The following is a 25879-nucleotide window of genomic DNA, read 5'->3' as shown; positions in this document are numbered from 1 at the left end:
GACAGAATCGATGATTTTACCTTAGAGAAAAATTCAGCGCTTCAGACTTTTCAGACAAGGATTCGTCGTGATTCCTCGAAGGATTCGCTCCGACTTCTCGTGCAAACACCGCGCATCATGGAGAAAATGATGAAACCTTGGGTACGTGGGCAGCTAGAAGGAATCCTTCCACGCGTTCAGTCACTGGCGGTCGATTTACAGGCCGTCTGGGATAGCAATTGTGAGTTCACGCCAAAGGATTTCGCCGCCTTAAGCGACTATGCCATCGACGTTCGAATTATCCCGTGCCTGGACGGACGGACGACTGGGCATCCCAACATTCGTGATGGTCACCTCGCTCGCACAAGCGAAATCTTCTACGTGAGTGAGAACCGCCGTTTCGTCCGCACGCTTTCGCGTTGGTATATGCTCGACATCCCGCTTCCTGAGGAAGCTGCGGTAAGGGTGGTATTCCCATGAGCGATGAAAACGAGGACGTCATGGATTTCATCGCCGCGCTCACCGAACGGAAAACTACGCCATCAATCAGAGTCAGCAAGCAACTCATGATCAGGTATGCCAGCAGATCGCCCTTTCGGTTTGCGGCGTTTATCGCGATGGCGGCCGCCATCGTTGACGTCTATCGGCGAGCTGTAGAAACCTCAACGGTGATGGTCCTTCGTATACCAAAGGTATGCGATCCACTTCCATTCGTCGGCATCGCCGAAGACATCCTCGGGATTGAAGGGAGGCACTTTGGCGGCACCCATCCCGTCTACACGGTGTTCAAGGTCGAAGGCGATAGATTTGCTGTCGACGAAAGTGATCTTGCTTCACACCTTGGAAAGATGCATCCCATCGCAATAGCGCGAGTGGACGCAGATCTTCCCGACGCGCTTAGCGTTTGCGTTACTCACGATATCGAGCTCGATCTTTTCAGCGATCGAGCGATGCGATCGTTACGGCGCGTCTACAAGTTTTCTCCCCTTACGAACGATGACATCAACTATTTACGCGGTCAGCCGCCCGCGATCATCAACGCCGTCTTCCGATTAGGCCGCTCTCCAAGGCGAGCAATAGAGCGAAGTCGCGCAATCACGGCGGCGGAGCCGGAGGCTCTGCAGGCGGACTCGTCTGCCATTGAATTCCTGACTCTGGACGAGGTCCCAGGCTTCGGCAAAGCGAGAGAGTGGGCGGTCGAATTCTTGCAGGATTTCGAACGATGGAAAGCTGGCGCAATCAGCTGGCGCGAGCTGGATCGGGGCGTCCTGCTCTACGGCCCAAGTGGCTCCGGAAAGACACGCTTCGCCCAGATCATCGCGAATACAGCAGGCATGAACTTCCTTCCTCGATCACTGGCGGAGTGGCAAGGCCGAGGGCATCTTGGTGACACCTTGAAGGCGATGCTCGCCGACTTTAAACGAGCGAGGGAAAATGCGCCGACACTGCTCTTCGTCGACGAGGCCGACAGTTTCGGCGATCGGAATACATTTGCGCATGAGTACGCGAATTACAGCACGCAGGTCGTGAACGCCTTCCTCGCGGCGATCGACGGCAGCATTTCGCGCGAGGGCGTCTTTATCATCGCCGCCACCAACTATCCAGCTGCGTTGGACCCTGCCCTGCTGCGGTCCGGCCGATTGGAAAAGCAGATCAGGCTCGATCATCCGGACGCTGAAGAGCGCTTGGAAATCCTTTCCTTCATGAGCCCTCACCTGGCCGGAGAGCCCGGGCTTCGTGAGCTGGCCGCGCGGCTGCAGAATTGGCCGCGAGCCTCGCTCGACGAATTTGTCCGTCAGGCCAGGCAGACGGCACGAAAGGATGGTCGAACCCAGGAAAGCATTGCTGACCTCCTGGTCAGGCTGCCGAGTCCACAAAAGCTCAAAAAAGAGCACCTGCATCGGATTGCCGTCCACGAGGCCGGTCATGCGATGGTTGCTTGCGCCCTTGGCCGACACGTGCGCGAAGTCAAAATCCGGACGACCTATGATCCGGCTGATCGTAGCGATATCTGGGGCTTCACCGACGTCGAGCCATCGTCAATGAAATTCCTTCGAGCCGACGAAGAATTCCTTGGCGATATCAGGGTGATGCTTGCGGGAATTGCCGCAGAAGAATTGCTTTTCGGCAGCCGGTCGACGACCTCCGGAGGGACCGACGGAAGCGATCTTCATCGCGCGAATCTTGCAGCTTTTGAATATGTGGCAAGATTCGGTTTCGCAAAATCCCTAATCCAGGTCGACCGCCTCACGGCCGCGGATCTTCATCTTGATAAAGAACTTCAAATTGAGGTGAATCTGCTTCTCCACGAACAGCTGAAAGAAGCTCGTAAAATCCTTGAGGACTGCGACAGCGCGTTGCGCCAGATGGCGAATGAGTTGATGCGCACCACGAAGATGGATGCCCATCGGGTCAAAGTCTTCTTCCGTCGCTCGGACGGCTACAAAACCCACAAGTACCCGTGAGGATTGGACGATGGATTTCGCACACGAATATCGTCTTCGTCACTCGGTCGGCAGCACAATTCCTTCGGATGTTGCCATCGTTGCCGGAAATGGATGGTTTCATATCATTCAGAACGCGGCCAACAAACTTGCAGCTCTTGGGCTTAGCAATCTGGTTTCGATTTCCATCACACACGTCGCGGCAGTCGACGGAGGCCTTCTAATTGACACCAACGTCGACGAGGTCGCGGCCACCCGGGCTATTAGAAATGCAGCTGCCTCCATCTGTGCGCAAGCAGACGACGAAGCTCATGGACAGTGTGAAAGCTGCGGCGGCCCATGGCGATCGGTTAAGGCTGGCATGACCTGGCGGATGCGTTGCGATGATTGTGAGGTGCGTTGAACATGACGCGAGACCCCAACAAAAAACTACGATGGCTATTAGACAATGTGCCGCATGACATTGTCGTCCTTTCAAGTTGGCTCGAAGAAAAAGGCTACAGCCCGGCACTGTTGCGTCAATACCGGAAAGATGGCTGGTTAGAGACAATCGATCGTGGCGTCCTGACACGCTATCTGAGCAAAGTGCGTTGGGACGGAATGCTCTACGGCCTGCAAGCGAATGCCAGGCTTCCGGTCCACGTCGGCGGCCGTACAGCGCTTGCGATTCATGGAAAGGCGCAATTCCTTGAACTCTCGCGATTGCAGGTGACACTGTTCGCGCCAGAAAATGTCGAACTGCCGAGATGGGCGAGGACTATAGACTGGGGCTCCGACATCCATCTCCATCGAACCTCCTTCCTTCCCCCGGATCTTGAACTGATTGACATCGATCGCGGGAATTTCACAATCAAAGCTTCTTCTCCGGCGCGAGCGATAATGGAATTCCTTTATGTTGCTGTTACCGACGAAGAGCTGATTGAAGCGCGCGAGATCATGGAGCTTCTGAACAATCTCCGCCCGGCCAAGGTTCAGGGGCTCCTTCGGGCTAGCAAATCGTCGAAAGTGAACCGGCTCTTTCTGGATTTCGCGGAGAAGGCTGAACACACATGGCTCAAATACCTAAACATCGACAAAATCGACCTCGGCGAGGAAAGCGCGGGCTCGACCGACATGATTGGCCAATCATCGTCGGCAAACCGTATAGGGCCATTGCCTCACGCAGCCACCGACCTCGTGACTGAGGCGGACAGTTTCGTAAGACGTGTTACTTTCGAGCTAACGGGAGACCGGCTTTGGAGGGCATACCTTCAAATGAACAAGGAATTCTCGCCTGACGATGACCCGGACACCGAAATGCGAGAGGATCTCTGGCGTCTCGACCCAATGGCCTACAACAAGATTCTGGACAGCATGGAACGAATTATTCGTGTCGCGTTCAATAGCGCCTAGCGGCTGTCTCGAACCCGAAGCATTCCACAAAAACGTGAAAACAGCACCGCCCGGCGACGCGTCTCCGGCGCGAGAATTCCTTGCACTCGAAAGGACCGGCCAATGCGAGCCTGGATCATCAGCGATATTCACTTTTATCCAATGCAACGTCACTGGGGTCGTTGCTTGCGAATTCCTGAAGCCGATGTATGCATCTGCGCTGGCGACGTTTGCGACCACATTCTGGACAGCATCAGCTTCCTGCGCCGCGAGATCGAACCGCGTATGCCGGTCATCTTGGTTCTGGGCAATCACGATTATTTTGGAAGCAGCATCGACCATGCGCTTGAGCAAGCCCGCAGCCTAACGGAAGGCACCCGCATTCGGCTGCTGGAAAACGAGACGATGACGATTGGAGACGTGCGCATCATCGGCGCGACGTTGTGGACCGATTATGCCGTGTCGGTGGGGTTGGACGAGAGTGTCCCTGCCTGGAGGCGGCAGCGCAAGGCGTTCGGTCTCGTGCCGTATTTATTGCTCGACTACCAAAAGATCTATCGATCGGACGAGCGCCGCCCGGGGGAGACGGGCTTGGTCACGATCCAAGAAATCCTTGCGCGCCACAATGACAGTCGTCGCTATATCGCGAATGAACTTTCAAAACCAATTGAGGGCCGCACGGTCATCCTCACCCATCATGCGCCACTCATGCAATCAATGGACCCGGATTTCTATGGCGAGGCAAGTGGGGCGGCGTTCGCTAGCGACCTGTCTTCCCTCATTGAGGAGAGAAAGCCGCACCTTTGGATCCATGGTCATATTCATAAATTCCGCGATTACATGTTCGGTGGGACGCGGATCATCTGCAATCCGCAAGGCTGGGAGGCACAACGTGAGACGGGCGGATTTCAGACTGATTTCGTTATCGATCTGTGAGCGGCGCCCAGCACACCGTGCGAAAGGTATAGAAGGATCAGCCCCTACGGTTTGGACAGCGGGATATTGATTGTCGCGAAAATGGCGTGACCTTCGAGCCTGCGGTAGGAGTCGAACTCGAAATAGGCCCGCAGTTTGGCGTAGATTTGTCGGCCGCCCAAGTTGAAATTGTAACCAATCTGCGGCCCGATTCCACTCGGGCGCGACTTGTTGGAACCGAGACGGGCGGCCTCTCCTTGGTCGGCGGTGAGCTGCTGGTAGTGGTAGCCGACGACACCGACGAAGAATTGTTTCGTGAGAAACTGGCTGGCGGCAAGGTCTACGTGCAGGTCAAGCCCGTTCGTGGAGTCGGTCGATGGATTCCTAAAATTCTTGGTGAGTCCGAGGGTCGCCGAAAACTCCGTGCCGGTTTTGGTGTTCAGATTGGTGTATGCACCCCCGGCATCGATCGCGGCGTGGCCGATGCCGATGCTCGCAAGCGAATTCGGGTCGTAGCTGCCAACCGGTATGTTGCCAGTGAGATAGGTCATGGGCACTTCCGCCGACGCCCCGCTCGCCGACCATCACCAGACGTTCAAGAACCGACCGCTTTCAGTACATACTCATTTCCGTGTCGTCCACCTCGACGCCGTCGGTCACAAAGAAAAATGACGGCTCGAGGTGGAGATCGTCTGGACATTACCTCTTACCACTTGTTGACTCACCCGCGGTTGAACAATAACTTGCTAACTCGGTCGTTAGGCTTGTCCTCACATGACGGATCAATCTCTTCAGCGTCGCCTTGCCGCCATCGTCGTTGCCGATGTGGTGGGATATTCACGCCTGATGGAGGCTGATGAAGTCGCAACGCTGACGAACCTTAGGGAACTCCGTTCTGGCGTTATCGAGCCGGCTGTGATGCGCCACAACGGTCGCATCTTCAAGGTCATGGGCGACGGATTCTTAATCGAATTCTGTAGCGCGGTGGACGCGGTCGCAGCAGCGTTGGAAATGCAACGGCCCACCACTGCTGTTGAGGCTTCCGGAGACCGGCACCTGCTTTTGCGTGTTGGCGTCAATCTGGGAGATGTCATTGACGACGGTTCAGACGTCCTCGGCGACGGCGTCAATGTCGCGGCGCGCCTCCAGACGCAGGCCGCACCGGGAGGCATCTGCATTTCAGCCAGTGTTCACGGCGAGATCGTCGGCAAGATTAGCGACCGGTTCTTTGATGCAGGAGAACGCTACCTAAAGAACCTGACTCGCCCGGTCCACGTGTGGCATTGGCCGGATGCGCTGCAGAGCATATTGCCGCTGCCCGAATGTCCCTCGATCGCTGTATTGCCGTTCACGAATATGAGTGGGGATGAAGCGGACGCGCATTTCGTCGACGGCTTGACCGAAGACCTGATCACCGACCTTTCCCGTACGGCTGGCCTGTTCGTCATCGCGCGCAATTCCGTGTACGGCTACAAAGGCAAGCCGGTCGACGTACGGCTGGTCGCCCAGGAACTCGGCGTCCGCTATGTCCTCGAGGGGAGCGCCAGACGCGCAATGGGCCGTGTCCGCATCAATGCCCAATTGGTCGACGCGCTTGGCGGCCGGCACTTGTGGGCCGACCGGTTTGACAGGACGGTGGAAGATGTTTTCCAGTTACAGGATGAAGTTAACGCCAAGATTGTTGAAGCCCTCGTCGGCCGGCTGATCATCCCGACGCAGCGCAATCGACCGAAGAACTTTGAGGCATACGATCTGTGTGTGCGCGCCCGCCTCCTTACGGAAGAGTCGCCGCAAACTGAGCGTGAGGCCTATATGCTGCTCCAACGGGCCGTTAAGCTCGAGCCATCATATGCCGAGGCGCTCGGTCTGCTCGCCTATAACCGTTGGCTTGCCTGGACTCATTTCGGCGAGCCCGAAGATCCTAACCGTCGGATGGCGGCGACGTTCGCACAGAATTCGGTCGACCTAGATCCCAACGATGCCGGCTGCCGTTACGTTCTGGGGACCATTTTGGCTTATGAGGGGCGATGGGAGGAATCGGAGGCCGCCTTCGCCAAGGCCCTGGAGCTGGACCCCAACCACGCCGACACTTGGGCCGCCATGTCGGACTTGTCCGTGCTGGACGGCAGGGTTGCCGACGGACTAGCGCAGATCGAAAAGGCTTTGCGGCTAAATCCCTACCCAGCCTGCTGGTATCTTTGTCATCTTGGGCAGGCGCAATACGCCGCGCATGACTATGAGGCGGCAACCGCTACGCTCCGCAGGAAAGAGACGTATCGCACCAACTCACGCAAATTTCTGGCTGCTACGCTTGCACAGTTGGGCCACCGTGAGGAGGCCCGGCAAGAAGCAGAATTGTTCCTGATCGCCCACCCTCATTTCACGATCGGCCATTGGCTCAGCTCCCAGCCGCTGCGCGATGCATCTGTACGAGACCACTTTGTCGACGGCTTCCGAAAGGCTGGCCTGCCGGAGATGTGACAGCGGGTGGGGACAATCCCGACGCGTTCGAGGACTTGATCAATGGATATGCGCTGCGCGAGAACGGCGGTCTGGATCGCAGTGCCAAGCTTCTTCAGACGCTCCACAAAACGCGTCAACAAGCTCGAGTCTCGCATGACTTTTCGGCTGGACCGCCTTGCATCATGGTGGCGATGACCCCGTAGCCCAGAATGAAGACCGGATGCTTTGCGAAACATTTAAGCAGCTTCGTCGAGACATGAAGGCGACCACGCTTACTTCCGCCATCGGCGGCGCAAAGATGCCGTTACCTTCAAACTAGACAATGTCTGCCTTCCGGCAGGTGCAAGGTCTGCTTCAACGGCCGACAGGGGGGCGCGAAGCTGCCGGGCGCGTCATGGCCGCCGGCGGGAATAGCAATAGGCTATTTCTCATCGAAACCTATTGGCGGGTCATTGCTGGAATAGGCTTAGAACGTTCTTTGGCGCTGAGTTTGCGATCGAGAGCGATTGGATGGCCAATTGTTGCTACGTTTGCTGCGCTGAGAGCTTAGAGGATTCGTCTTCCATATCATGCTTGCCAATCAGACGCCTACGCGAGACTCGCATTACGAGCGCCGACGGCCGGCTAAGCCCTTGCCTCGGCCTCTGCACGTGGCCTGATTTTCGGAGTCAGGCAGCAATCGTTGTGAGAGCTCGTCAAAGCTCGAGACATAGCGGCCATAGCGCTCGATGAGCTAGCCATCCGCTGAGCGATAGTCAAATGCCGGCATCGAGAATATCGGAAATTCGAGCGAAGATCTCCGATCGGCGCCAGGAAGCGCGCACGATGCCAATTCCTTGTCTGTCTCCGTCAACTGGGAAGCCAGCGCGGCGAACGCCTTGCCCATTTCGATATGATCAATGTCTGTGTTCGGATCGTCGACCTGCGCGATAACCCTCTGGCATGCCGCATCCACCATGATGAGCACCCCGCGGGTCTTCTCCGCCAGCTCCGGCAAGCAAAGCCGATACATGCCTGTACATCCGTGCCTTTACGAGCGAGACGGCCATAGCGAGCCTGAACCTCAGAAAGGGGCAAGGTCGGCAGAAAAGCGGTGGCGTTCGTAACGCCGCACCACGGGTTTGGTCGAATGCTTGGAGATCATCCCCAGTGATACCATTCCTATCAGCACCGACCGTTGAGGCGACGGCGCGGTGTGGATCAATCACGCTGGTTGCGATCGCAGACCCATGACAGAAACCGTTGAAATATGGTCCCTGCACCAATGCTTCGACAACGCTGACGATGAATGCCGGCGGCTGGCGCTGTGTATATTGTGGTTTCCATATTCCGCGTAGCGGCGACCTCCTCGTCCTGGGCAAAGGGCATGAGCATGACATGGCGCCGACTATCGAGACCTCATGGAATCACCCGCGGCTCGGCGAATCCGAAGCGGGCAATCTCTGGAACCCAGCGACGGAGATTGCCGTGCGGAGGCGGCTCCGTTCCGATGCCAAAGAAGCGATCCCAAACCGCGGCGTCGGACTCCTCGGACGGTCTTTCGAGCGGCCAGATATGCGGGGCCGCTGAACCCAAGGCGAGGATTCGTCCAATCGAATCGTAGTCGCGGATAGAGAGCAGCGCCTCCCGCCCTTCACGTGGGAGTGAAGCACGCAGGATCAAATAAGATCGAGCGAACCGTTTGAGCCGCCGAGGGGTCTCGCCCGCGATTGTCCCCCAGCGAACAATCATGGCTCGCTCTTCCTTGGAAAGGGTAACGGGTTCCGCGTTCGGCAGCTGAATGATGGGGGGTGGCGTCGATCCGCTACCGGTCGGCGTTTGGTTCGGGCTGACACCAGCGGACTGGCCCGCACCATGCTGCGCGACTCCGCCTGTTCCCGATGTACCGGTAGCCGCCGTCGGCAACGCTGCATTGAGCAATGCCTCGCGGCCCTTAGTGCTCATTGACGGCACCCAGAAGGGAACCTGGAATATCTTCTCAAGGTATTCCTCCGGATCGAAATGGGTGTCGCCCGACCGCATAAGAAAATGCTCTTGCAAGGAGCGTTTTAGCCAGCGGACGTCGACCCCCACCACCACGACGAAGAGATCGGATGCAAGCAGGATGTGGACCGCTTCGAGCACGGCGACGACCACCTTCGATGAGCAACGGTCTAGATCATCGATGAACAAGACAATGCGATCGACCCGACGCGGCGACTTCGGATCCTTGGCGACTTCAACGAGATGGGCCTCAAGCTCCTCGAGGTCGCGGCGAATGCGTGTCGGCAGGCCCAGATGCTGTGTGTAGTCGATACTAGTCGCCCTGGAAGTGACAAACGCCGCCAGCAATCGAGCTGGCGCAAGTGCCGCCACTTTCGACTCAAGTGTGACCACGTCGACACGAGCGTTTTCGAGGTCTTTACGTGCGCTGATCGCCTCCGCTTCTGCCTTTTCAGCGTCTTCAGCGGCCTTCTTCGCTTTTTCGGTGGCCTTCTTTGTCGTCTCCTTGATTCCTTCGTCCCTCGCCGCCTTCTCTTTCTGCGTCGCGATTGTATCCGCGTCCTTCCGTGCCTTGATGCGAGCCTCGACTTGCTCGGAAGCGTCCCCCAGTTGGTTGATGACCGCAGGTGCCCGCGCCAGCGCGTCCTGCAAGCGGTCCCAAAGCGGCCCTAATCGCGTCCACAGCCAGCCAAGACTCGCGAGTGTGGTCAGGAATGTCCCGGCGATCGCCTCCGGTAGGTGGAGGAAATAGAGAAGCACAAGAAGCACTGCGAAAACCGCGGCGATGGCACCGGCGAACAGCAGCGATTTGCGCGTCCGTGATTCCCAACCAACGACTGCGGTGAGGCGTGCAATCGGCCCTTTGATCGCCTCGATCCGCGCGCTCGCAGCAACCAGTTTGTCTTTGGTTGCACCAAGTTGTTTGACGAGGTCTTCACCAGGTTGACCCGCGATCACGCGCGGCGCAGGAATTCCGAACGCTACAAGCAGCGTCGCAGCATCGCCAGCGAGAGCAACGGCACCACGGATGCGCTCAGCGACAGCGACATCAGCTTTAACAGCGGCGGCTCGCGCGAGCTCAGCCGATTCGGCGATGGCGCGCGCTTCTGCCTCGCTGCGCAGGGCCTCGTCTCGGGCCGCACTCGCAATAATTGCCTTGCCTTGAGCTTCACTTAGCGCCTGCTCTGCGAGGCGCTGCTTGGCGATGGCTGCATCAAGATCGATGCGCACGCGCGCACGCTCCTGAGCTTTTTCGGCTGGCGAACCGGGCAGAGGGGTGCCAGCCTGCCGCTCCGCCAGATGCGTGCTGAGTTCCTCAAGAATACGCACAAACAAAGACGCCCAAAGCGTCGTTTCGGCGTAGTGCCAAGCGTTGAACGTAATCCGCACGATCCCCCTGCAGAAGCGAGGCGACTCCTCAACGCTCGCGCGCTTGGCGATTGCCTCGAGCGAATCTCCGATCATATCGATCATGGTTGACTTGCCGCTGCCCCAAAGGCCGAAGAGGCCGATTGCGAGTGGCGGTCGGACCTCCCTGTCAGCGATCACGCTCGCAAAGGCCGACGCGTACCGCAGAAATCCGAGAAGGTCGGTATGAGGTGACCTGTCGTCGGTAATGAGGGGTGTCACAATGCTTTCGCCGAAGACCAGGCGGACCCATTCCGGGTATCGGTCATCCTGATGGTGATGCTGCACCAGAGTCAAAAACTGAGCGCGCGCATCAGCCCAAGCAGACGGGGTATCGCTTCCGCGCGGTGGCGGCAGTCGGTGCACTGACGGCGGCAGTGCTGCCTCGTCGGGTGCCAAGGCCGCTCCGATGATGTGTCGAAGCTCGACTTGCCGTCCTGGGCTCGTTGCCGCGGCTAGCGCTCGCGCACGCTCGAGGAGAGTGTGACATCCTAACGCAATCGAGCGAGAAACCAACCCCTCGGGCAAGTCGGCCTTGGCGATATCGCCAAAGGAATTCTGGAACCAATCGAAAATCGGATCCCCGGCGAGCAATGCGGAGGCGCGGGCGAGACGTGGAAGAATGGCTAGCGCTGGCCGCCCTAATGGGCTCGTAGGTCTCTGACTGTAGCTATCCTCTGAGTCGACCGCTCTCCTGCATTTGTCGTCCACACCTTCCCAGGCGCTGGTCGGCGCTGGGAAGTGCCGCATCACCTCGGGCGAAAAATGGGTGTCGCTAGGCGAGAAAAGGTGCCACTCGTCCTCGACGAATTTTGCTGCATAACTCTTCACAGAATCAACGATCCCATTGCCATGCTGTCCCGTTGGAACGAGCAAGAAGCTTGCTAGCAAGTGGGCAGTGCCTATTGGTGGCAGTTCCTCAGCGGCACTTGGCGCAGGTAACGAAGTGTCAACGGCGCTGGAAGCGGCGATCCCAGCTGTTATTCGGAGCTGATCCCTAACTGAGGTTGACAACCAGCCATCGGGACCTGAAACCAGCGTCTCTCCAGAATCGACAGCGTCGAGGGCCGCTGCACGCAAATGCAGATCAGGAACGAGAGACGATGTAGTGGCGAACAAGCCACGCTGTTCGCCCCAACGGAGCCAGCGGCCTGCTGGATCGCTCGCAGTAAGCAGAGCGCCAAGTACGCCGGACCAAGTCACAGGAGGATCGTCAGGTGAATATCCCGGGCTGACACTTCCGAGATAGGACGCCAATCTGAGAACGCCCAACGCGTCGGCATCTAGCGGCCTACCGGTTGCCTCTTGGGCAGTGTTTTCAAGACTGTCGACTTGCTGGTCCATCACCTGAGGCTATCACAGATCGGGAAAACAGGCGACGATTTCCCAGGGTTTCGCCGTAGTGGGTGCCCGTCGGCAATGCGTTGCGGGTCCTTGCGATGGCGCCTGCGGATCGCGCTGATAGACCTCGACATAAGAATCATGGGCAACCGTTAATCATCAGGTGAGTCCTTGCCGTGCAGTCAACGAGCGCGGAGGTGAGTTTTCGCCTCTCTCACTGGGCGCGGCGGTGACCACTAGGGCCGACAACTACCCTAGCGTTAGTGAAAATTCCTGCTCTTGATCTTCAGCGTGTCGCTATGCAGGTCCGGTATGAATATGTCCCGAGGCTTACCCGATCGATTTATGGAAAGTTCTTATCGCTGTGAGATTGAAGCAACGGCGACCTAAGCGAAATGCCAACCTACCATCGCGTTCGTGCAGATTGCGCAGAATTCGGATTCTCCCCTGCCGATCTTCTAATCGTGGCCCTCTAAGAGATGTCCAGGCGTCGGCTGCTTTCGTTCTGGCTGGAGTGTCACATCACCGAAATCCGTGAGTCCGGTCATTATGGGGCAACCCCACTTGCCGCCGACCGTTTTTCAGCCAAGAATAATAGCATCCAGTTTGGAATGGCAGCATGTGGGTGGATTTAGACGAAGACGACATTGCCAAAATCGTTCAGGCCGTGGGACCAGGATTATACGATAAGCTGATCCACAAATCCGATCCGGATGCCGAGAAGTTTCGAGACGCTGCCAATGAAGATGATTACACCCATGTCGCGATCGATGCGCCGGTGGATCGAACACGCAACGGCGCATACGTGCTATGTTGGCGTTGGGTATACAACGAAACTGTCGGTTACTTATCGCTTTCGGATTTCGACGAATACGACATTGCGGACAGCACCCGCGAAAAAATTGAAGCTCTGCGCGAGTTCCAGCTCGATGACTTCGATATCGAGGACGAGTGCGGATGCCTGAGCGACGGCGCGATCGATAAAGCTAGGTGGGAGCTCTCGCTAAAGGACGGTGTCCTTAAGTTTGCGATACTAGAAGATGACTCAAATCATGCCGAACTTTGGTCGTACTCGTCCGACTGGACAGTTACCGAACTGAATGTAGATGTGGCCTTTGATTTCATTTCGAAGGCGGTGAACAGGTATCGAGCATCAACACCCAATGGCGAGTTTGAACCTGTGAAATGAGGCGATACCCCATTGATGTGCCGGCGAGAATCCTGGCGACGGAAGTAATGGAGGGATTGCAATAAGTGCTGCATGTCGCTGATTTATATTAGGATCCAAGAACTAAGACCCTTGCGAGTAAGGTCTGAATGGGGTGTCCCGTGAAAGCTAAGGAGATCTACGGTCGTGACGCCGAAACGCTAATCGCAATTGCGGCGATCACAGCGAGCCGGGCGAACACCTAAAGGAAACGAGCGTTATGAGGATTGTCCTGGTTCTCATGGATTTTTTGCTTGCGGCGTGAACGTGTTCTGCGTCCGTGGCGCGCTCTTGGCCAGCCGCCATCATCGTAATCTCGTGTGGATACGCCGCGAATTGGTAGATCGGCCAGCCCCCCAATCCGCGCGGCGCCTAGCTGCACCACGGACGGGGAGTGACCGGACATTACGTGCCGCTGCAGACGAAGGGTGTTGCAAGCCCCTCCCCGATGAGAATGTCACTGACATCTCGGTCACCGGCATAGAGTACTGCACAGTAACGGCTATAGTTGCATTTCTCGGTGCCCTCCGTTCCCGCCCCGGACAAGCGTAAGCGACCCTCTCGAGTCGAAGAGGCATTGTCGCCACCAACGCTTTCGGCCGAGCCGTAGCCCGGTCGCCAAGTTCCTTTTCGTATTCGCACCGCAGGCTGAACACCTCTGGCGCGTTAAATTCCACCAACCTGGTGCCGAAGAACTCACCCTCAACATGGATCGTCTCACCGTCCGTGACGGTGAATCTCGTCGACGAAAAATTTAAAGGATCTGAAGATTGGGCGAGACGTGGCAGGAAGCGGGTGTCCGAGAGGTCAGAGAAGAGACTGGGGTACTCAGCCCTAAAAGCCTTATTGTTTCAGAGGTCGTGACGGGAGAAAAGTAACCGGTGTTCCGCTCCCACGTTGTTTTCGCCGCCCTAATTTGTGATCGGCTTTCCATGGACGAGCAACGGGAGTTTCTCCATGGAGAGTACATTGGAGGTTCTCACGACCAGGAAGTCTGGACGTGAGGTTCACCGGCATTGGCCCGACGAGGTCAAGGCGCAGATCGTTTCGGAGAGCCTTCGGCCAGGCGCGATGGTGAATGAGGTCGCAGAGCGGCATGGCCTGAAGCCGAACCACCTGTCCACTTGGCGAACCATGGCGCGGCAAGGCAAGTTGGTCCTGCCTGCACCCGAAGATGCGGTGGAGTTCGCAGCGGCGGTCGTCGATCCACTCGTTGTGGAGCCGCTGATCAATAAAACTGGCCGCCCCGAGATCATCATCGGTTCGGTCACGATTCGCCTGGAAGAAGGCGCGTCTGCCGCCCGCATCGCCGCTGTCGCGCGTGCCTGCGCGATTCCGGCATGATCTTTCCATCGAACCGGGTTCGGATCATGGGATCATGGTGGCGACCAAACCGCTAGACTTCCGCAAGGGCCACGATGGCCTGGCGGCGCTGGTCAAGAACGAGCTGCACAAGGACCCTTTTACAGGGACGGTCTACGTATTCCGCTCGCGCAAGGCGGATCGCCTGAAGCTGATCTACTGGGATGGCAGCGGCCTATTAATGGCATACAAGCGGCTGGAGGAACACACCTTCACTTGGCCGGGCATCAGGGACGGCTTGATGACCTTGGGCCATGCTCAGTTCGAGGCGTTGTTTGCAGGCCTTGATTGGCGTCGGGTTCATGCTGTGGAAGCGAAAGCGCCAGACGCTATCGAATAGCTGCGGCACGATGACTCGGGCGGCAAATTCCGACGGCGAAGCGACGCTGGTTTTGATAGACTTCCAGCATGTTGGACGCCACCGATCTTCCCGACGATATTGCTGCTTTGAAGGCGATGCTGATCGCGGCGCAAGCGCGTGAAGTCCGCAAGGACGAGCGGATCGAAAGGCTGGAGAAGCTGGTCGCCGCTTTCAAGCAGGCTACCTTCGGCCGCAAATCCGAGAAGACCGACCCTGAACAGTTCGACCTCGCACTGGAGGACCTGGAAACGGCCATCGCGGCCATCCATGCCGAAGACGAAGCGGATAGCCTTCCGGGGAAGCCGCACCCCAAACCACGCGCCGCGAATCGCGGCTCTCTTCCCGCCCATCTTCCTCGTATCGAGGAGATCATAGAGCCAGAAAGCTCGATCTGTTCTTGCGGCGGAGACCTGCATTGCATCGGCGAGGACGTGTCCGAGCGGCTGGACGTCATCCCGGCGCAGTTCCGCGTCATCGTCACTCGCCGCCCAAAATACGCTTGCCGCGCCTGTACTGATGGCGTTGCTCAGGCTCCAGCGACTGCTCGACTGATCCACGCCGGATTGCCCACTGAGGCAACCATCGCGCATGTGCTGGTCTCCAAATACGCCGATCATCTGCCGCTTTACCGGCAGGCCCAGATCATGAGCCGCCAGGGCATCGATCTTGACCGGTCCACACTTGCCGATTGGGTCGGTCGGGCAGCATTCGAACTGCGGCCTGTCTTCGATGCCTTGATTGCCGAGCTGAAGCGCTCGACCAAGCTCTTCATGGACGAGACCCGTGCGCCGGTACTCGATCCCGGCTCCCGCAAAACCAGGACCGGCTACTTCTGGGCACTTGCTCGTGACGACCGCCCGTGGGCTGGCGCTGCTCCACCAGGTGTGGCCTTCACCTATGCTCAAGGTCGCGGCGGGCAGCACGCCGAACGGATATTGGGAGGATTCACGGGCGTCCTTCAGGTCGATGGATATGCCGGATATGGGTGGAGGCGGAACTCAAAGACGTCGGTGATCAAGCTCTGATGCGCGGGTTGGTTACCGCATTTCCGATTGTGCGTCCGGGGCTGTTCCTATCTTACTGCGGGCGTCGGTCGGTTCCGGCCACAATGCGGATGACGGATATTCCCCTACCGTTGTCCCGCATCCGCCCATACGCGAGGTGCAAGTTTGCAGCAGGGACCTATGTTCTGATCGCCTGCGCCTGCCTTGCAACAGCCCACATGAAGCCGGCCAATTCTCGGGCAATTGCAGTGCAAACCACTGTCGTTCGTTTTCCCCGTGCGGCCAACAAGCGATATCGAGCCGTCAACCGGCTCTGAGCCTTCCACGCGATCTCTCGCACTCTCGATGGGGCATGCTCCATGAGGTAGATTTTCCTTACGCCTAGTTTCGGCGGATGCCGATACGTCCACGCACTCTCAACAAGCATGTGTCGAACTCGACCATTACCGGCCTTGGTTATTGCGCCTCGTCTCACGGTTTCGCCTGTGGATCGCTCGCCAGGAACGAGACCGAGATAACCCATCAATTGGCGGGGGCTTTCGAATCGGGTCACGTCACCGACTTCCGTGGCGAAGGTGACGGCGACAACCAAATCGACACCACGCAGGGTCTGCAGTGCTCGAACGACCGGCGCGAGAGACCAGTCTGGGAGGAACTCCTCGATCACTTTTTCCAGTCGTTCCACACGCTCCTTCAAGACGCGCACTGCCTCGACCATTTCCTGCAGCGCTATCTGATGCGCCGGATGATCGAACTGCTGCTCCTGGAGCCAGTGCAGATACCGCATTGTCCAGGCTTTCTTGCGTGGATAAATCCGACCATGTTTGAGCATGAAGGCCCTGGTCTGTTGCCGATGAACCCGCAATGTCTCGACAGCGGCAGAGCGGGCGCGAACCAAATCTCGCATAGCTTCATGACCCTCGTCGGGAACCCAAACCGCCGTCAGCTCGCCGGCCCGCAACAGCCGAGCGAGCGCAAGTGCATCTCGACGGTTCGTCTTCACCCGATCTCCGGGCTTCCTGGGGATCATTGACAGGGCGACAACCATACACCCATCGCCAAGGGACCTGATGAGCCGGTGGAGGCCATAACCGGTGGGGCCGGCCTCGTAGCAGAAATGCACGCGATCAAACTTCGCGGCAATACGCTGGATAACACGGCGCATGCTGGCATCTGATGCTTCAACCTCGCCGAAATAGCGGACCTCTCCGTCCCGGCCGAATTCCGCAATCGCAATCGCATTCTCCAGCTTGGCGACATCGATTCCGACAAAAGCTTCTTTATAATCTGCCACGGCTCGTCCTCCTGTGATGAGGATCGGCTCGGCCTATCCGAGCAACCCTCGGAAGACCAGTGCAGGGCGAGCCACCTCCGGTTACGAAGACGGACATACATGGTGTAATCGCGGGCACGAGGCCCCTCTGGATCCGATCGCGATCTTGGAAGGTGGCTGCTCCCCGATTTGATGAGATACGGGCTCTCGACTGGACGCCGGGCCCAACATCAATGGAGAACAGCCATGACAGAGTATATCGGTCTCGACGTGTCAATGAAAGAGACGGCAATTTCGATCCGTCGCGCGGGTAAGCGGATCTGGCGCGGGAAGTGCGCCTCTGATCCCGCCGCCATAGCCGAACTTATCCGCATGCGAGCGCCAAATGCGGAGCGCGTGGTGTTCGAAACGGGCCCCCTCTCGGATGGTTCTATCATGCTCTGCGCGCTGAGGGACTGCCTGCCATTTGCGTCGATGCTCGTCACGCCAAAGCGGCGCTCGACATGGCCGCCAACAAAACCGATGCCAATGACGCCGATGGGCTCGCGCATCTGGCGGAGGTCGGTTTCTTTCGCGAAGTCCGGGTAAAGGGCTTCGACAGCATGCTCTCTCGGACATTGGTCGCGGCTCGAACGAAACTTATGCGCACGACAGTGGACGTGGCAAATCAGATTCGAGGAGTGATGAAGACGTTTGGTCTTATTGTTCCATGCAGCATGGGTGGCAAATTTGAGGTGCATGTTCGCTCCCTCCTGGCCGACAATGTCGGCCTTTCGCAGATAATTCTGCCGCTACTTGAAGCCTGGCGTAACCTGCGCCTCCAGGCAACAAGGTTGGGGCGACAGCTCCTCGCCGAAGCGCGTAGAAACCAGCAATGTCAGTTGTTGATGTCGATCCCCGGCATTGGAGCGATCACAGCCACCGCTTATATAACCGCCGTCGAGGATCCAGCGAACTTCAAGCGATCGCGCTCGGTGGGCGCCTGGCTGGGGTTGACGACGCGGCGCTATGAGTCCGGCGAGGTAGACTAGGATGGCCATATCTCCCGACGTGGAGACACCCATGTGCGTTCCCTTCTCTATGACGCCGCGGTCGTGATCCTGACAAGCAGCCGGGCGGACAGCGATTTGCGCAGTTGGGGCATAAAACTACGCGAGAAGATCGGCTTCAAACGTTCCGCTGTCGCTGTCGCCCGCAAACTCGCCGTCATCATGCATGCGATGCTTCGCTCCGGTGAGCTCTTCAACAGGGCGACAGCCGCCACCTAACTTTCCAGCTCTGTAGCGCCCACGGCGTGAAGAGGCGTCCCTGCCGGGACCAAGGCTGGTCCATTCCCTTAAGACCGTTGCACCGCGAGTTTGCTCGGAGCGTGCGAGACATACATTGGAAGGACTGTCCCGCGAAGCACCATAATGCGGCGACCTATGTCGACCGCGTAGACGACCATGCTCCCGGCAAACAACCTCCCGCACCTAAAAGGCGCTTGCAAATCTCGCTATTAGACGACGGTCTTACGGAGAAAACGGAACTCTGAACCATCTTTCGCGCATTCTCGTAAGCGCGTAGTCTGAAAAGGCACTTCACGGCGAAGACGGCAGGCACTCGACGTCGTTGTCGTCACAGAGCCGCCAGATCCAGCCTACATCGCGTTTGTGACCCATGCACGGCAGGTTCGCTTAGCTCAATTACGTCTTCCCGCTAATATCTCGCGATTGAGGGCCTCGAGGCCCTCTTACTCACCAGACGCACGGCGGGGGTTAAACCAAAGCAAGTCCATCTGCCGAACGGGCTCCCTCTGTTAAGAGAGCGCCTTTTAAAAAAATCAACGTCAAGACTTCCGCCGTCGGAAATTTTGAAGTCTCATTACAAAATCTCGTTTGGAAAATTTCAGCTATGGACAATATCATGATAGAAGATTCGGAGTTTCTTGAGCAAAGGCAGCCCTACAAAGGGTTCGGCGACTTGCCGTTTGCATTTCCAACCGGTTCTTCCGTCAGCTTCAACAAAAACTCGATTGAGCTGATCCTAGACCCCAATTCTTTGGTGGGCAGCGGCCTCACGCTGCAAGTTCCTAGAGGTTGCTCGGGGCGTCACATCGACGAAGTTCTTTTCGGGCAATGGACGCCACTGCCAGCCCCAGTCCCCGAACTTACCAAAGAGCTGCTTACAATGGCGAAAGTCGGCATTCCGGCGGACGGAAGAAGTCACGCCCAGAAGCTCCTCTCTGAACTCTACGATCTCTTGGATAGGCGTCTTCGCAATTTGGGCGTCGGGGAAAGCGACTACCGACGGGAGTGTCGCCGGAGGGCGTCTGGGCGCGTGGATCTGTGCCTCGAAACGCTGCGCGAAATGGAAATGGAACCGACGGACCTTACAGGGTGGTGGATAGGCCACTCTCCTGATGGTTTGCATGTGGAGTTCGGCAACATTTATGATGACGTCTACTGGTCGATTCCTTTCGAAGCGGATCATTCGATCCAGACTCTGATCAAAGATATTGAGGAGTGCCGACCATCATTGGAAGAACGCCTCTACTGGAACCTTAGCTGGCGGGAAGAGCCCAAAGATACTGCGTTCTTCGACCGGATGCGGTCCTATGCCACGGTTGTGGAAAGAGTGCCGCCGTCGGAAGACGAGATTGCAGCGAAGTCTGCCGAAGAGGTTGACCGGTTTCTCGAATGGTTGAAATCGGAACCCGACGCGCTGCCGGACGCAACGATGCTACTCTGCGAGACAGGAATAGAATTCGCATGTCGTCCGGAATTCATGAAAGCGTCTGCCGCGCCATTTTGCGATCTTCAATTTGAACACGAGCTATCCACCGATATTTTGATCGGCCACATTGAGAGGTTCCGAGGGTCCCTTGAGCAATGCCTAAGATGGTTCCTCGGTAGCACCGAGCCGCCAAACGACATCCGCTTTTTGACTACTATTGAAGAACATATGGGCTGCGAAATCTACGAGCAGAAAGCGTTATATCCCCGGCCGAATTTTTGGCCACCGGAATACTATGATCCCGGATTGACGAAGCTTCATTCGGCGGCAGATTTATTCCGATAAACCTCGCCCAGTAGTGCCGCGTGGAGCGCTCTCTATTTCGCCTGACAGTTCAACATGTGTTTAATGATGGAATGTTAGCCTCTGTGGAGTCCGCCCTCAGGGGCGCACCCACAAGTGGTTAAATTCGGGGTCTGACTCAAATTTGATGACTTCGAGGTCGAACCTGGGCCCGTTATCAAAAAGGAATCAGCAGTATGTCGACCAAATTCCGTCTGTCGTCCCTGATCCCGGCCGGATTGATTGTTGAGCGTTCCGACGAGAGCGAGGATATCACTGTTTTAGCACGGCCTGCCGCTGAACGGCGTTCATGTCCTCTGTGCAACCGTATGTCTGATCGTATTCATGCCGCTACGTTCGGACAATTGCCGACTTGCCCTGTGCTGGCACCAACTGCGATTGTCGGCACGACGCTTTGTCTATGAGATGTCATCCTGCCACCGCCGAATTTTCGTCGAAAGGTTTGGCGAGCGTGTCGTCCGGAGCGTGGTCGTCGCACTGCTCGGCTTGATAGGGTGGTGCACCATCTCGGGTTGGCTTGGGAGGGCGGCCTGCAGCCGCCTTTGCAAAGCGCTTGATGATCCCTGTTAGCAATGACACGCTGATCAGTGCGGTCAGAAGAAAGTCCATGATGCCCGAGAATGAGCTATACGCCGCGGCGTTGACGATTGGGCTTTCCGCCGGAATCACCGCTACGGCACTGTCGTATGCGACCCTGAAAAGCACAGGATTATCAAGCTTCTGCCGGATCGGGAGATGGCGACAGTTTCGACCTTCCTTGCTCTACACGCTATCGAGTTCCTTCGCCGCATCGCCGGCCGCTTCATATCCGCCAATCTCCGCTTCGCGGGTCAGATATCCGAGCATGGCGTTCAACACCGGCTCCGGCATCAGCCCAGCGCCCGCATTATTCAAGTGGATGCGGTGTAGCACACCAGTTGTCTCTGCTCTGACTATTTCAACATCAACAGCCATCTCTCTCCTCATATTTTATAGCCATCAAAAGCAGGCGCAATCATACTCGCCAAGGCGAGAATATCATGGCAATTGCGAACGCAACTGCTGGCGGAACATGGAAACACAGCCTTCCCGCTCGCAATCGAAAGACACAGGATATCAAAAACGCAAATGGCAACAACACGGACCCGGCCGTGACGGAAGCTCCCATGATATCTTTCTCGGCCGGAAGTGAGAGCGGACGTCGCCGTTTAAGCAAACTCCCTGTCGGGGCGGTGCTGGATGCTCCGATGGAACATGGCAACGACCGACGGTCTTGTGACGCGCCTCTCTAAATTGGGTTGGCGGCTGCCTGCCACATGCACGGTAGCAAGACCCCAATGTTCAGAGACTCAAAGCTCCTTCACCAAGCTGTCCGCTATGTTCCTGATGGCTGTTTCGTTTCGGCTGAAAATTGTCCACTGGCCAAGGTTTCGTGCCTTGACTAGTCCAGCCCTGCGAAGGATAGCCAGATGATTGGACACAGTGGATTGCGAAAGCCCAGACAGCATCTCGATGTCGCTCGGCGACATACCTTCTTTCGACACAAAACAGACGAGGGCGTAGGCGTCCGGGTTCTTGAGCCAAGCGAGAATATTCCGCCTGACCGGGCTTGCCAGCGCTTTAAAGATTAAGTCGCTGTCGACCATCCTGCACCTTTCGCGATAACTGAAGTGTTCCAGATACGGAGACGCCCCTACAATCTGTCCAACGGCTGCACATGGCCTACCAACTGAAGAGAATCACGCGCGGCATTCGCGCCATCCACTTCGAAGCGTAGCTGGCTGTCAGGACAAGCTCGTTGCCGATTGCAAGGATCGCCACCAGAGGCTGGCGGAAGACTTCGAGTTCTGAGTGGTTCATGGCAGCCACTCGCCGGTCAGCAACGCGCGGGTCGCCGCTGCGATGTCGACCTTGCGCATTAGGCTCTCGCCAACAAGGAAGGTTTTGATCCCGACAGCATCGAGACGCTTGCAGTCGGCATTGGTGAAGATACCGCTCTCTCCGACCAGCAGCCGATCGTCCGGCACCATGGGCGCCAGCGTCTCGCTGACGGACAAGTTGACTTCGAAGGTGCGCAGGTTCCGGTTGTTGATGCCGATCAATGGCGAAGACAGCTTGAGGGCCCGCTCCATTTCCTCGGCGTCGTGGACCTCGACCAATACGTCCATCCCAAGGCCGAACGCTTCGTCCTGCAGCCGCGCAGCGTCGCTGTCGGAGAGCGAGGCCATGATCAGCAGGATGCAATCAGCACCCCAGGCGCGGGCCTCGTGCACCTGGTAAGTCTCGAACATGAAGTCCTTGCGCAGCGCCGGAAGCGAGCATGCGGCCTTTGCGGCGGCAAGGAATTCCGGTGCGCCTTGGAAGCTCGGCTTGTCGGTGAGGACGGAGAGGCATGCCGCGCCACCGGCCTCGTAGGCAGCGGCCAGGGCCGGGGGATCGAAGTCCGGGCGGATCAGGCCCTTCGACGGGCTCGCCTTCTTGATCTCGGCGATCAAGCCGTATAGCCCAGCTTTGCGCTTTGCCGTCAATGCCTTGCAGAAGCCACGTGGCGGCGCCTGGTCGGACTGCGTCGCCTTCAGGTCAGCAAGCGAAACCTTGGCTTTTGCGGCTGCAATTTCTTCGCGCTTATAGGCTTCGATTTTTGTCAGGATATCGGTCATCGCATTCATATTCCATCAATCGACTTCATTGGAGACGGCGATCAGCTTCTCGAGTGCCAAACGCCGTCGCTCCGCTATCGAGCGTTTGGCTTGCCAACCGCATGCCATCATGGATCGTATTTGGTTGGATAAGGGATCTTATAGCGCGCCAATTGTCCCGAAAGCAGCCATCGAATGCGTCAAAATCTCACCGTGCCTGTCAGTCCGTGAGGACATACACAAGCCTACGAATCACAGGTGCTGCAATTACCACGATCGGAAGCATGACTGTCCAGGAGAAGAGATAGGCCCGCAGCCAATGGGCGGCAAAGGCTCCCTCCACGTAGAAGGGAAGGCTCGCGATCGCAGCCCCGACCGCGCATGTTATGCCCGACTGGATCACGCCGAAGACAAAATGTTGGTATTTCCGGGAAATTCTAGACATCGGTGATGTTCCTTGGGCGCGTCCGTCGCGTAGAATTCAAGCGGCGTGCTTTACTCCGATCAGGCTGCGATGCACTTCATGCGCGTTACGCTCCACCCAGTTATGCTGAACGAGCCCGTCCTCGCGCACATGCATCACAGCGGTACCTGTCATGGTAATCGGAGAGCCGCAAGCGGGCGAGCCCATGAAGCCGTTGTTTCTACCCGTGACGATCCAGCGGGAGACGACGCGGTCGCCCGTTTCGTTCTGGAAGATCTCGACGACGTCGAACCGGAAGTCGTCAATGCTTGAAAGAAAGGTTGTAATCCACCTCTTGAAGGCTTCCCGCGAGCGGACCTCGACGCCGCCTGTGGTGATGACGAAGTCTTCCGCCACCAGCTGGTCGACGGCCTCGGGGTTCTTCGATTGCCATACTTCCCGCCAGAAATTCTCGACGATTTCGACCGAATTTCTCTTTGCCATGCCTAACTCCATTGGAGCGCTGCGGTCCCATGTGACCCGCTAAAGACGCCCGATCGCCAAAACGTCACGCGTTGCACGTTCGCTTCTGCGATCATTGTTGGAGATTAGGACAAAGAAGACAAACGAATAATAATAATAACATCTAGCTGAAAACCTAATTGATAAAACGATGATCGATCTCAAACGGCCCTGCCCCGCCTTCGTGACTGCCTCTGTCAGGTAGCGATCGCGCACTGGAGTCTTCACACAGGAAGCGCGCGACGGGTGAGTATTCGAGGTCTTCGGTTTAAAATCGGGGAGACCGGCCAAAGACGCGGGTACCCCTATGCCATATGCGTAAGGGGTGGTATCCGGTGTCGAGACTGTCAATTCCCAAAGACCCCAGCAATTCGTGCGGTGCCCGGTATCGACCTGCTTCACAGAAGCCCGACTGAGGTGGTTGACAGGTGGCCGCCTTTCGGCGGCCACTGGCGGGCTAGCCGAAGATAAAAGGGCTCTCGGTTTTCGGCGTCTGATTGATGAAAACACTCTTGGCTTCGAGATACTCATAAATCGCCCGACTGCCGTTCTCGCGGCCGATCCCCGATGACTTCACGCCACCGAAGGGCGCCATGTAGCTCACAAGACGATAGGTGTTGACCCAGACGCTTCCGGCTTCGAGTTGCTTGGGGATCGACATGGCGCGGGTCAGGCTGCTCGTCCACACACCGGCCGCCAAGCCATAGTCACTGTCATTGGCGATCGCAACGGCCTCTTCGTCATTCTGGAAAGGTAACACGGCCAGCACCGGACCGAATACTTCTTCGCGGGCGATACGCATCTTGTTATTGACGCCGATAAAGATCGTCGGCTCGACAAACAGTCCCTTTTCGAGGCCGGGACGCGTCGAACGACCGCCTCCCATCGCGCAAACAGCGCCTTCGGCTTTGGCTATCTCGATGTAGGAGAGTGTCTTTTCCAACTGCGGCTGGTTCGATACAGGGCCGATGTCCGTCCTTGGGTCGAGGGGATCACCGAGCTTGGCATCGCTCATGAACTCGACAAGGCGGCTTACAAACTCGTCATGAATGCTCGCATGCACGAGTAGGCGGGAGCCGGCCATGCAGCTCTGGCCCGCGGCCGAGAAAATACCGGTGACGGCACCCCTGAGCGCGTTTTCCAGGTCGGCGTCTTCAAAGACAATGTTGGCCGACTTGCCACCAAGTTCCAGCGAGACACGCTTGAAGGTCTTGGCTGCGTTTTCATAGACGCTCCGACCGCCGCCCTCACTGCCCGTGAAGGCGACCCTTGCGACCATTGGATGGGTATCCAGTGGCTCGCCGACTTCCTTGCCGAACCCGGTCACGACATTGAGGACGCCCGCTGGGAGGCCTGCCTCCTCACATAGCTGCACAAAGAGGACCGACGAGGCAGAGGAGAACTCAGAGGGCTTCATTACGACGGTGTTGCCCGCCGCAAGTGCCGGCGCGATTTTCCAGACCGCCAGAAGCAGTGGTGAATTCCAAGGCGCGATTGCTGCGACCACGCCAAGCGGCTCATAAGTCGTGTAGTGAAAGACGCCGGGCTTGTCGAAAGGAGTGACCTGGCCCTCTATCTTGTCGCAAAGGCCGCCATAATAGTAGAACCAATGAGGCAGATATAACATCTGCTTCAGCATCTCTGCCTTGATCTTCCCGTTGTTCTTGACTTCCAGATCTGCCAACCGCTCTGCGTTTGCAGTGAGAATATCGCCGATCTTGTGCAGCAGTAGGCCGCGTTGGGTTGCGGTCATCGTCTTCCATGCCCCGGAGCGGAACGCCTGGTGAGCGGATCGCACCGCCAGATCGACGTCCTTAGAATTTGCGCGCGGGAATGTTGCCCAATTCTCTCCCTTGAAGGGATCAAGGCTATCGTAGGTACCTCCGTCAATGGCGCCGCGATCCACGCCGCCGATACGCATCTGAAACTGTTCCATGGCTGTTGCTCACTTCTGAGGTGGATTGATGCGCCATTGTAGCCACAGCCCGCCACAACAGTTGTGAATTGCTGCTTATGGGCATTTAGAGATGTTAACGCGATTTTTTGCGCCGATTGGTTTGAACATTGAAAGTGTTCCCCCTCGAAAGAGGCGTTCGGCAAGTTAAGCGCTGTTGTATATTTTGCGCGTGATGGACAAGCGCGAAGGAC

General features: G+C 57.3%; 23 protein-coding genes and 3 pseudogenes. 14 read left to right on the top strand and 12 right to left on the bottom strand.

Translation table 11 applies throughout. The annotated features are described in order from the left end of the window. Window positions 1-129 precede the first annotated feature (129 nt). From FHT86_RS05125 to FHT86_RS05105, 5 genes are all read left to right on the top strand, one after another. Window positions 130-459: a hypothetical protein gene (locus FHT86_RS05125; protein ID WP_133705801.1), complete on the top strand. Its 330-nt coding sequence runs from the start codon at window positions 130-132 to the stop codon at window positions 457-459. Further along, entirely contained in the window at window positions 456-2444 is a 1989-nt protein-coding gene (locus FHT86_RS05120; RefSeq protein ID WP_133705800.1) for an AAA family ATPase, read from the top strand. Before FHT86_RS05125 ends, FHT86_RS05120 begins: the two co-directional genes overlap by 4 nt. 10 nt (window positions 2445-2454) lie before the next feature. Continuing rightward, entirely contained in the window at window positions 2455-2826 is a 372-nt protein-coding gene (locus FHT86_RS05115) for a hypothetical protein (protein WP_133705799.1), read from the top strand. 2 nt (window positions 2827-2828) lie between these two features. After that, window positions 2829-3815, top strand: coding sequence for a type IV toxin-antitoxin system AbiEi family antitoxin domain-containing protein (locus FHT86_RS05110; protein WP_133705798.1), 987 nt, complete (start codon window positions 2829-2831; stop codon window positions 3813-3815). A gap of 102 nt (window positions 3816-3917) precedes the next feature. Further along, window positions 3918-4730 carry a metallophosphoesterase gene (locus FHT86_RS05105; RefSeq protein WP_133705797.1) on the top strand — a complete coding sequence of 271 codons (813 nt, stop codon included), beginning with the start codon at window positions 3918-3920 and terminating at the stop codon, window positions 4728-4730. Window positions 4731-4774: 44 nt separating this feature from the next. Here the strand turns inward: FHT86_RS05105 and FHT86_RS05100 are convergent, their stop codons facing one another. Next, on the bottom strand, window positions 4775-5260 hold the full coding sequence (locus FHT86_RS05100) for a transporter (RefSeq protein ID WP_133705796.1): 486 nt from the start codon (window positions 5258-5260) through the stop codon (window positions 4775-4777). Window positions 5261-5483: 223 nt separating this feature from the next. Between FHT86_RS05100 and FHT86_RS05095 the strand changes: the two genes are divergently transcribed. Then, on the top strand, window positions 5484-7190 hold the full coding sequence (locus tag FHT86_RS05095) for an adenylate/guanylate cyclase domain-containing protein (protein ID WP_133705795.1): 1707 nt from the start codon (window positions 5484-5486) through the stop codon (window positions 7188-7190). Window positions 7191-7621: 431 nt separating this feature from the next. On the opposite strand, the pseudogene FHT86_RS38405 reads toward FHT86_RS05095, so the two are convergent. The 3 genes and pseudogenes from FHT86_RS38405 to FHT86_RS05085 all read right to left on the bottom strand — a co-directional run. After that, a pseudogene (locus FHT86_RS38405) lies at window positions 7622-7741 on the bottom strand (flagellin); the annotation flags it as partial. A gap of 164 nt (window positions 7742-7905) precedes the next feature. Beyond that, entirely contained in the window at window positions 7906-8169 is a 264-nt protein-coding gene (locus FHT86_RS05090; protein ID WP_166656758.1) for a hypothetical protein, read from the bottom strand. A gap of 401 nt (window positions 8170-8570) precedes the next feature. Further along, on the bottom strand, window positions 8571-11312 hold the full coding sequence (locus tag FHT86_RS05085) for a P-loop NTPase fold protein (protein WP_246779449.1): 2742 nt from the start codon (window positions 11310-11312) through the stop codon (window positions 8571-8573). A gap of 1210 nt (window positions 11313-12522) precedes the next feature. Here FHT86_RS05085 and FHT86_RS05080 point away from each other — a divergent pair. From FHT86_RS05080 to tnpC, 5 genes and pseudogenes are all read left to right on the top strand, one after another. Next, window positions 12523-13092, top strand: coding sequence for a hypothetical protein (locus FHT86_RS05080; protein WP_133705791.1), 570 nt, complete (start codon window positions 12523-12525; stop codon window positions 13090-13092). A gap of 788 nt (window positions 13093-13880) precedes the next feature. Further along, complete coding sequence (locus FHT86_RS38805; protein WP_166656756.1) at window positions 13881-13988, top strand: NUDIX domain-containing protein; 108 nt, start codon at window positions 13881-13883, stop codon at window positions 13986-13988. Window positions 13989-14067: 79 nt separating this feature from the next. Then, window positions 14068-14454: a transposase gene (locus FHT86_RS05070; protein ID WP_133705790.1), complete on the top strand. Its 387-nt coding sequence runs from the start codon at window positions 14068-14070 to the stop codon at window positions 14452-14454. A gap of 34 nt (window positions 14455-14488) precedes the next feature. Beyond that, a complete protein-coding gene (tnpB, locus tag FHT86_RS05065; RefSeq protein WP_133705789.1) occupies window positions 14489-14812 on the top strand; it encodes an IS66 family insertion sequence element accessory protein TnpB in 324 nt (107 codons plus the stop codon). A 68-nt stretch (window positions 14813-14880) separates the two neighbouring features. Next, window positions 14881-15816: pseudogene (tnpC, locus tag FHT86_RS05060) on the top strand (IS66 family transposase); the annotation flags it as partial. Window positions 15817-16015: 199 nt separating this feature from the next. Here tnpC and FHT86_RS05055 read toward each other — a convergent pair. Further along, entirely contained in the window at window positions 16016-17131 is a 1116-nt protein-coding gene (locus FHT86_RS05055; RefSeq protein ID WP_133705788.1) for an IS110 family transposase, read from the bottom strand. A gap of 225 nt (window positions 17132-17356) precedes the next feature. On the opposite strand from FHT86_RS05055, the pseudogene FHT86_RS05050 reads away from it, so the two are divergent. Next, window positions 17357-18378, top strand: a pseudogene (locus FHT86_RS05050) (IS110 family transposase). 625 nt (window positions 18379-19003) lie between these two features. After that, complete coding sequence (locus FHT86_RS05045; protein WP_133705787.1) at window positions 19004-20170, top strand: hypothetical protein; 1167 nt, start codon at window positions 19004-19006, stop codon at window positions 20168-20170. Window positions 20171-20596: 426 nt separating this feature from the next. Here the strand turns inward: FHT86_RS05045 and FHT86_RS38800 are convergent, their stop codons facing one another. Then, on the bottom strand, window positions 20597-20893 hold the full coding sequence (locus FHT86_RS38800; RefSeq protein WP_409527568.1) for a hypothetical protein: 297 nt from the start codon (window positions 20891-20893) through the stop codon (window positions 20597-20599). Between FHT86_RS38800 and FHT86_RS38795 the strand changes: the two genes are divergently transcribed. Continuing rightward, window positions 20816-21097: a transposase gene (locus tag FHT86_RS38795; RefSeq protein ID WP_409527582.1), complete on the top strand. Its 282-nt coding sequence runs from the start codon at window positions 20816-20818 to the stop codon at window positions 21095-21097. The genes FHT86_RS38800 and FHT86_RS38795 overlap by 78 nt on opposite strands. A 419-nt stretch (window positions 21098-21516) precedes the next feature. Here FHT86_RS38795 and FHT86_RS05030 read toward each other — a convergent pair whose 3' ends face one another. The 6 genes from FHT86_RS05030 to FHT86_RS05005 all read right to left on the bottom strand — a co-directional run bounded on the left by FHT86_RS05030 (window position 21517) and on the right by FHT86_RS05005 (window position 25667). After that, window positions 21517-21813: an ArsR/SmtB family transcription factor gene (locus FHT86_RS05030; protein ID WP_133705786.1), complete on the bottom strand. Its 297-nt coding sequence runs from the start codon at window positions 21811-21813 to the stop codon at window positions 21517-21519. A 76-nt stretch (window positions 21814-21889) separates the two neighbouring features. Further along, window positions 21890-22027, bottom strand: coding sequence for a hypothetical protein (locus tag FHT86_RS05025; RefSeq protein WP_166656755.1), 138 nt, complete (start codon window positions 22025-22027; stop codon window positions 21890-21892). Continuing rightward, window positions 22024-22827 (bottom strand): indole-3-glycerol phosphate synthase TrpC, encoded by an 804-nt coding sequence (gene trpC, locus FHT86_RS05020; protein ID WP_133705785.1) that lies wholly within the window; start codon window positions 22825-22827, stop codon window positions 22024-22026. The genes FHT86_RS05025 and trpC overlap by 4 nt, the downstream gene beginning before the upstream one ends. A gap of 199 nt (window positions 22828-23026) precedes the next feature. Next, a complete protein-coding gene (locus FHT86_RS05015; protein WP_133705784.1) occupies window positions 23027-23251 on the bottom strand; it encodes a DUF2798 domain-containing protein in 225 nt (74 codons plus the stop codon). 36 nt (window positions 23252-23287) lie between these two features. Further along, window positions 23288-23713, bottom strand: coding sequence for an ester cyclase (locus tag FHT86_RS05010; protein WP_133705783.1), 426 nt, complete (start codon window positions 23711-23713; stop codon window positions 23288-23290). A 475-nt stretch (window positions 23714-24188) separates the two neighbouring features. Further along, entirely contained in the window at window positions 24189-25667 is a 1479-nt protein-coding gene (locus tag FHT86_RS05005; protein WP_133705782.1) for an aldehyde dehydrogenase, read from the bottom strand. Window positions 25668-25879 lie beyond the last annotated feature (212 nt).

The sequence above is a fragment of the Rhizobium sp. BK313 genome (genome assembly GCF_014193655.1).
Classification (GTDB): Bacteria; Pseudomonadota; Alphaproteobacteria; order Rhizobiales; family Rhizobiaceae; genus Rhizobium.
This window is presented reverse-complemented; position numbering and strand designations above follow the sequence as displayed.

Excerpts from the sequence above, each read along its gene's own strand:
- FHT86_RS05100 (WP_133705796.1), bottom strand. The coding sequence starts at position 5,260 with ATGACCTATCTCACTGGCAACATACCGGTTGGCAGCTACGACCCGAAT.
- tnpB (WP_133705789.1), top strand. The coding sequence starts at position 14,489 with ATGGTGGCGACCAAACCGCTAGACTTCCGCAAGGGCCACGATGGCCTG.
- FHT86_RS05045 (WP_133705787.1), top strand. The coding sequence starts at position 19,004 with ATGGACAATATCATGATAGAAGATTCGGAGTTTCTTGAGCAAAGGCAG.
- trpC (WP_133705785.1), bottom strand. The coding sequence starts at position 22,827 with ATGACCGATATCCTGACAAAAATCGAAGCCTATAAGCGCGAAGAAATT.
- FHT86_RS05105 (WP_133705797.1), top strand. The coding sequence starts at position 3,918 with ATGCGAGCCTGGATCATCAGCGATATTCACTTTTATCCAATGCAACGT.
- FHT86_RS05005 (WP_133705782.1), bottom strand. The coding sequence starts at position 25,667 with ATGGAACAGTTTCAGATGCGTATCGGCGGCGTGGATCGCGGCGCCATT.
- FHT86_RS05125 (WP_133705801.1), top strand. The coding sequence starts at position 130 with ATGAAACCTTGGGTACGTGGGCAGCTAGAAGGAATCCTTCCACGCGTT.
- FHT86_RS05030 (WP_133705786.1), bottom strand. The coding sequence starts at position 21,813 with ATGGTCGACAGCGACTTAATCTTTAAAGCGCTGGCAAGCCCGGTCAGG.
- FHT86_RS05115 (WP_133705799.1), top strand. The coding sequence starts at position 2,455 with ATGGATTTCGCACACGAATATCGTCTTCGTCACTCGGTCGGCAGCACA.
- FHT86_RS05110 (WP_133705798.1), top strand. The coding sequence starts at position 2,829 with ATGACGCGAGACCCCAACAAAAAACTACGATGGCTATTAGACAATGTG.
- FHT86_RS05010 (WP_133705783.1), bottom strand. The coding sequence starts at position 23,713 with ATGGCAAAGAGAAATTCGGTCGAAATCGTCGAGAATTTCTGGCGGGAA.
- FHT86_RS05070 (WP_133705790.1), top strand. The coding sequence starts at position 14,068 with ATGGAGAGTACATTGGAGGTTCTCACGACCAGGAAGTCTGGACGTGAG.
- FHT86_RS05080 (WP_133705791.1), top strand. The coding sequence starts at position 12,523 with ATGTGGGTGGATTTAGACGAAGACGACATTGCCAAAATCGTTCAGGCC.
- FHT86_RS05085 (WP_246779449.1), bottom strand. The coding sequence starts at position 11,312 with ATGCGGCACTTCCCAGCGCCGACCAGCGCCTGGGAAGGTGTGGACGAC.
- FHT86_RS05095 (WP_133705795.1), top strand. The coding sequence starts at position 5,484 with ATGACGGATCAATCTCTTCAGCGTCGCCTTGCCGCCATCGTCGTTGCC.
- FHT86_RS05025 (WP_166656755.1), bottom strand. The coding sequence starts at position 22,027 with ATGAACCACTCAGAACTCGAAGTCTTCCGCCAGCCTCTGGTGGCGATC.
- FHT86_RS05120 (WP_133705800.1), top strand. The coding sequence starts at position 456 with ATGAGCGATGAAAACGAGGACGTCATGGATTTCATCGCCGCGCTCACC.
- FHT86_RS05015 (WP_133705784.1), bottom strand. The coding sequence starts at position 23,251 with ATGTCTAGAATTTCCCGGAAATACCAACATTTTGTCTTCGGCGTGATC.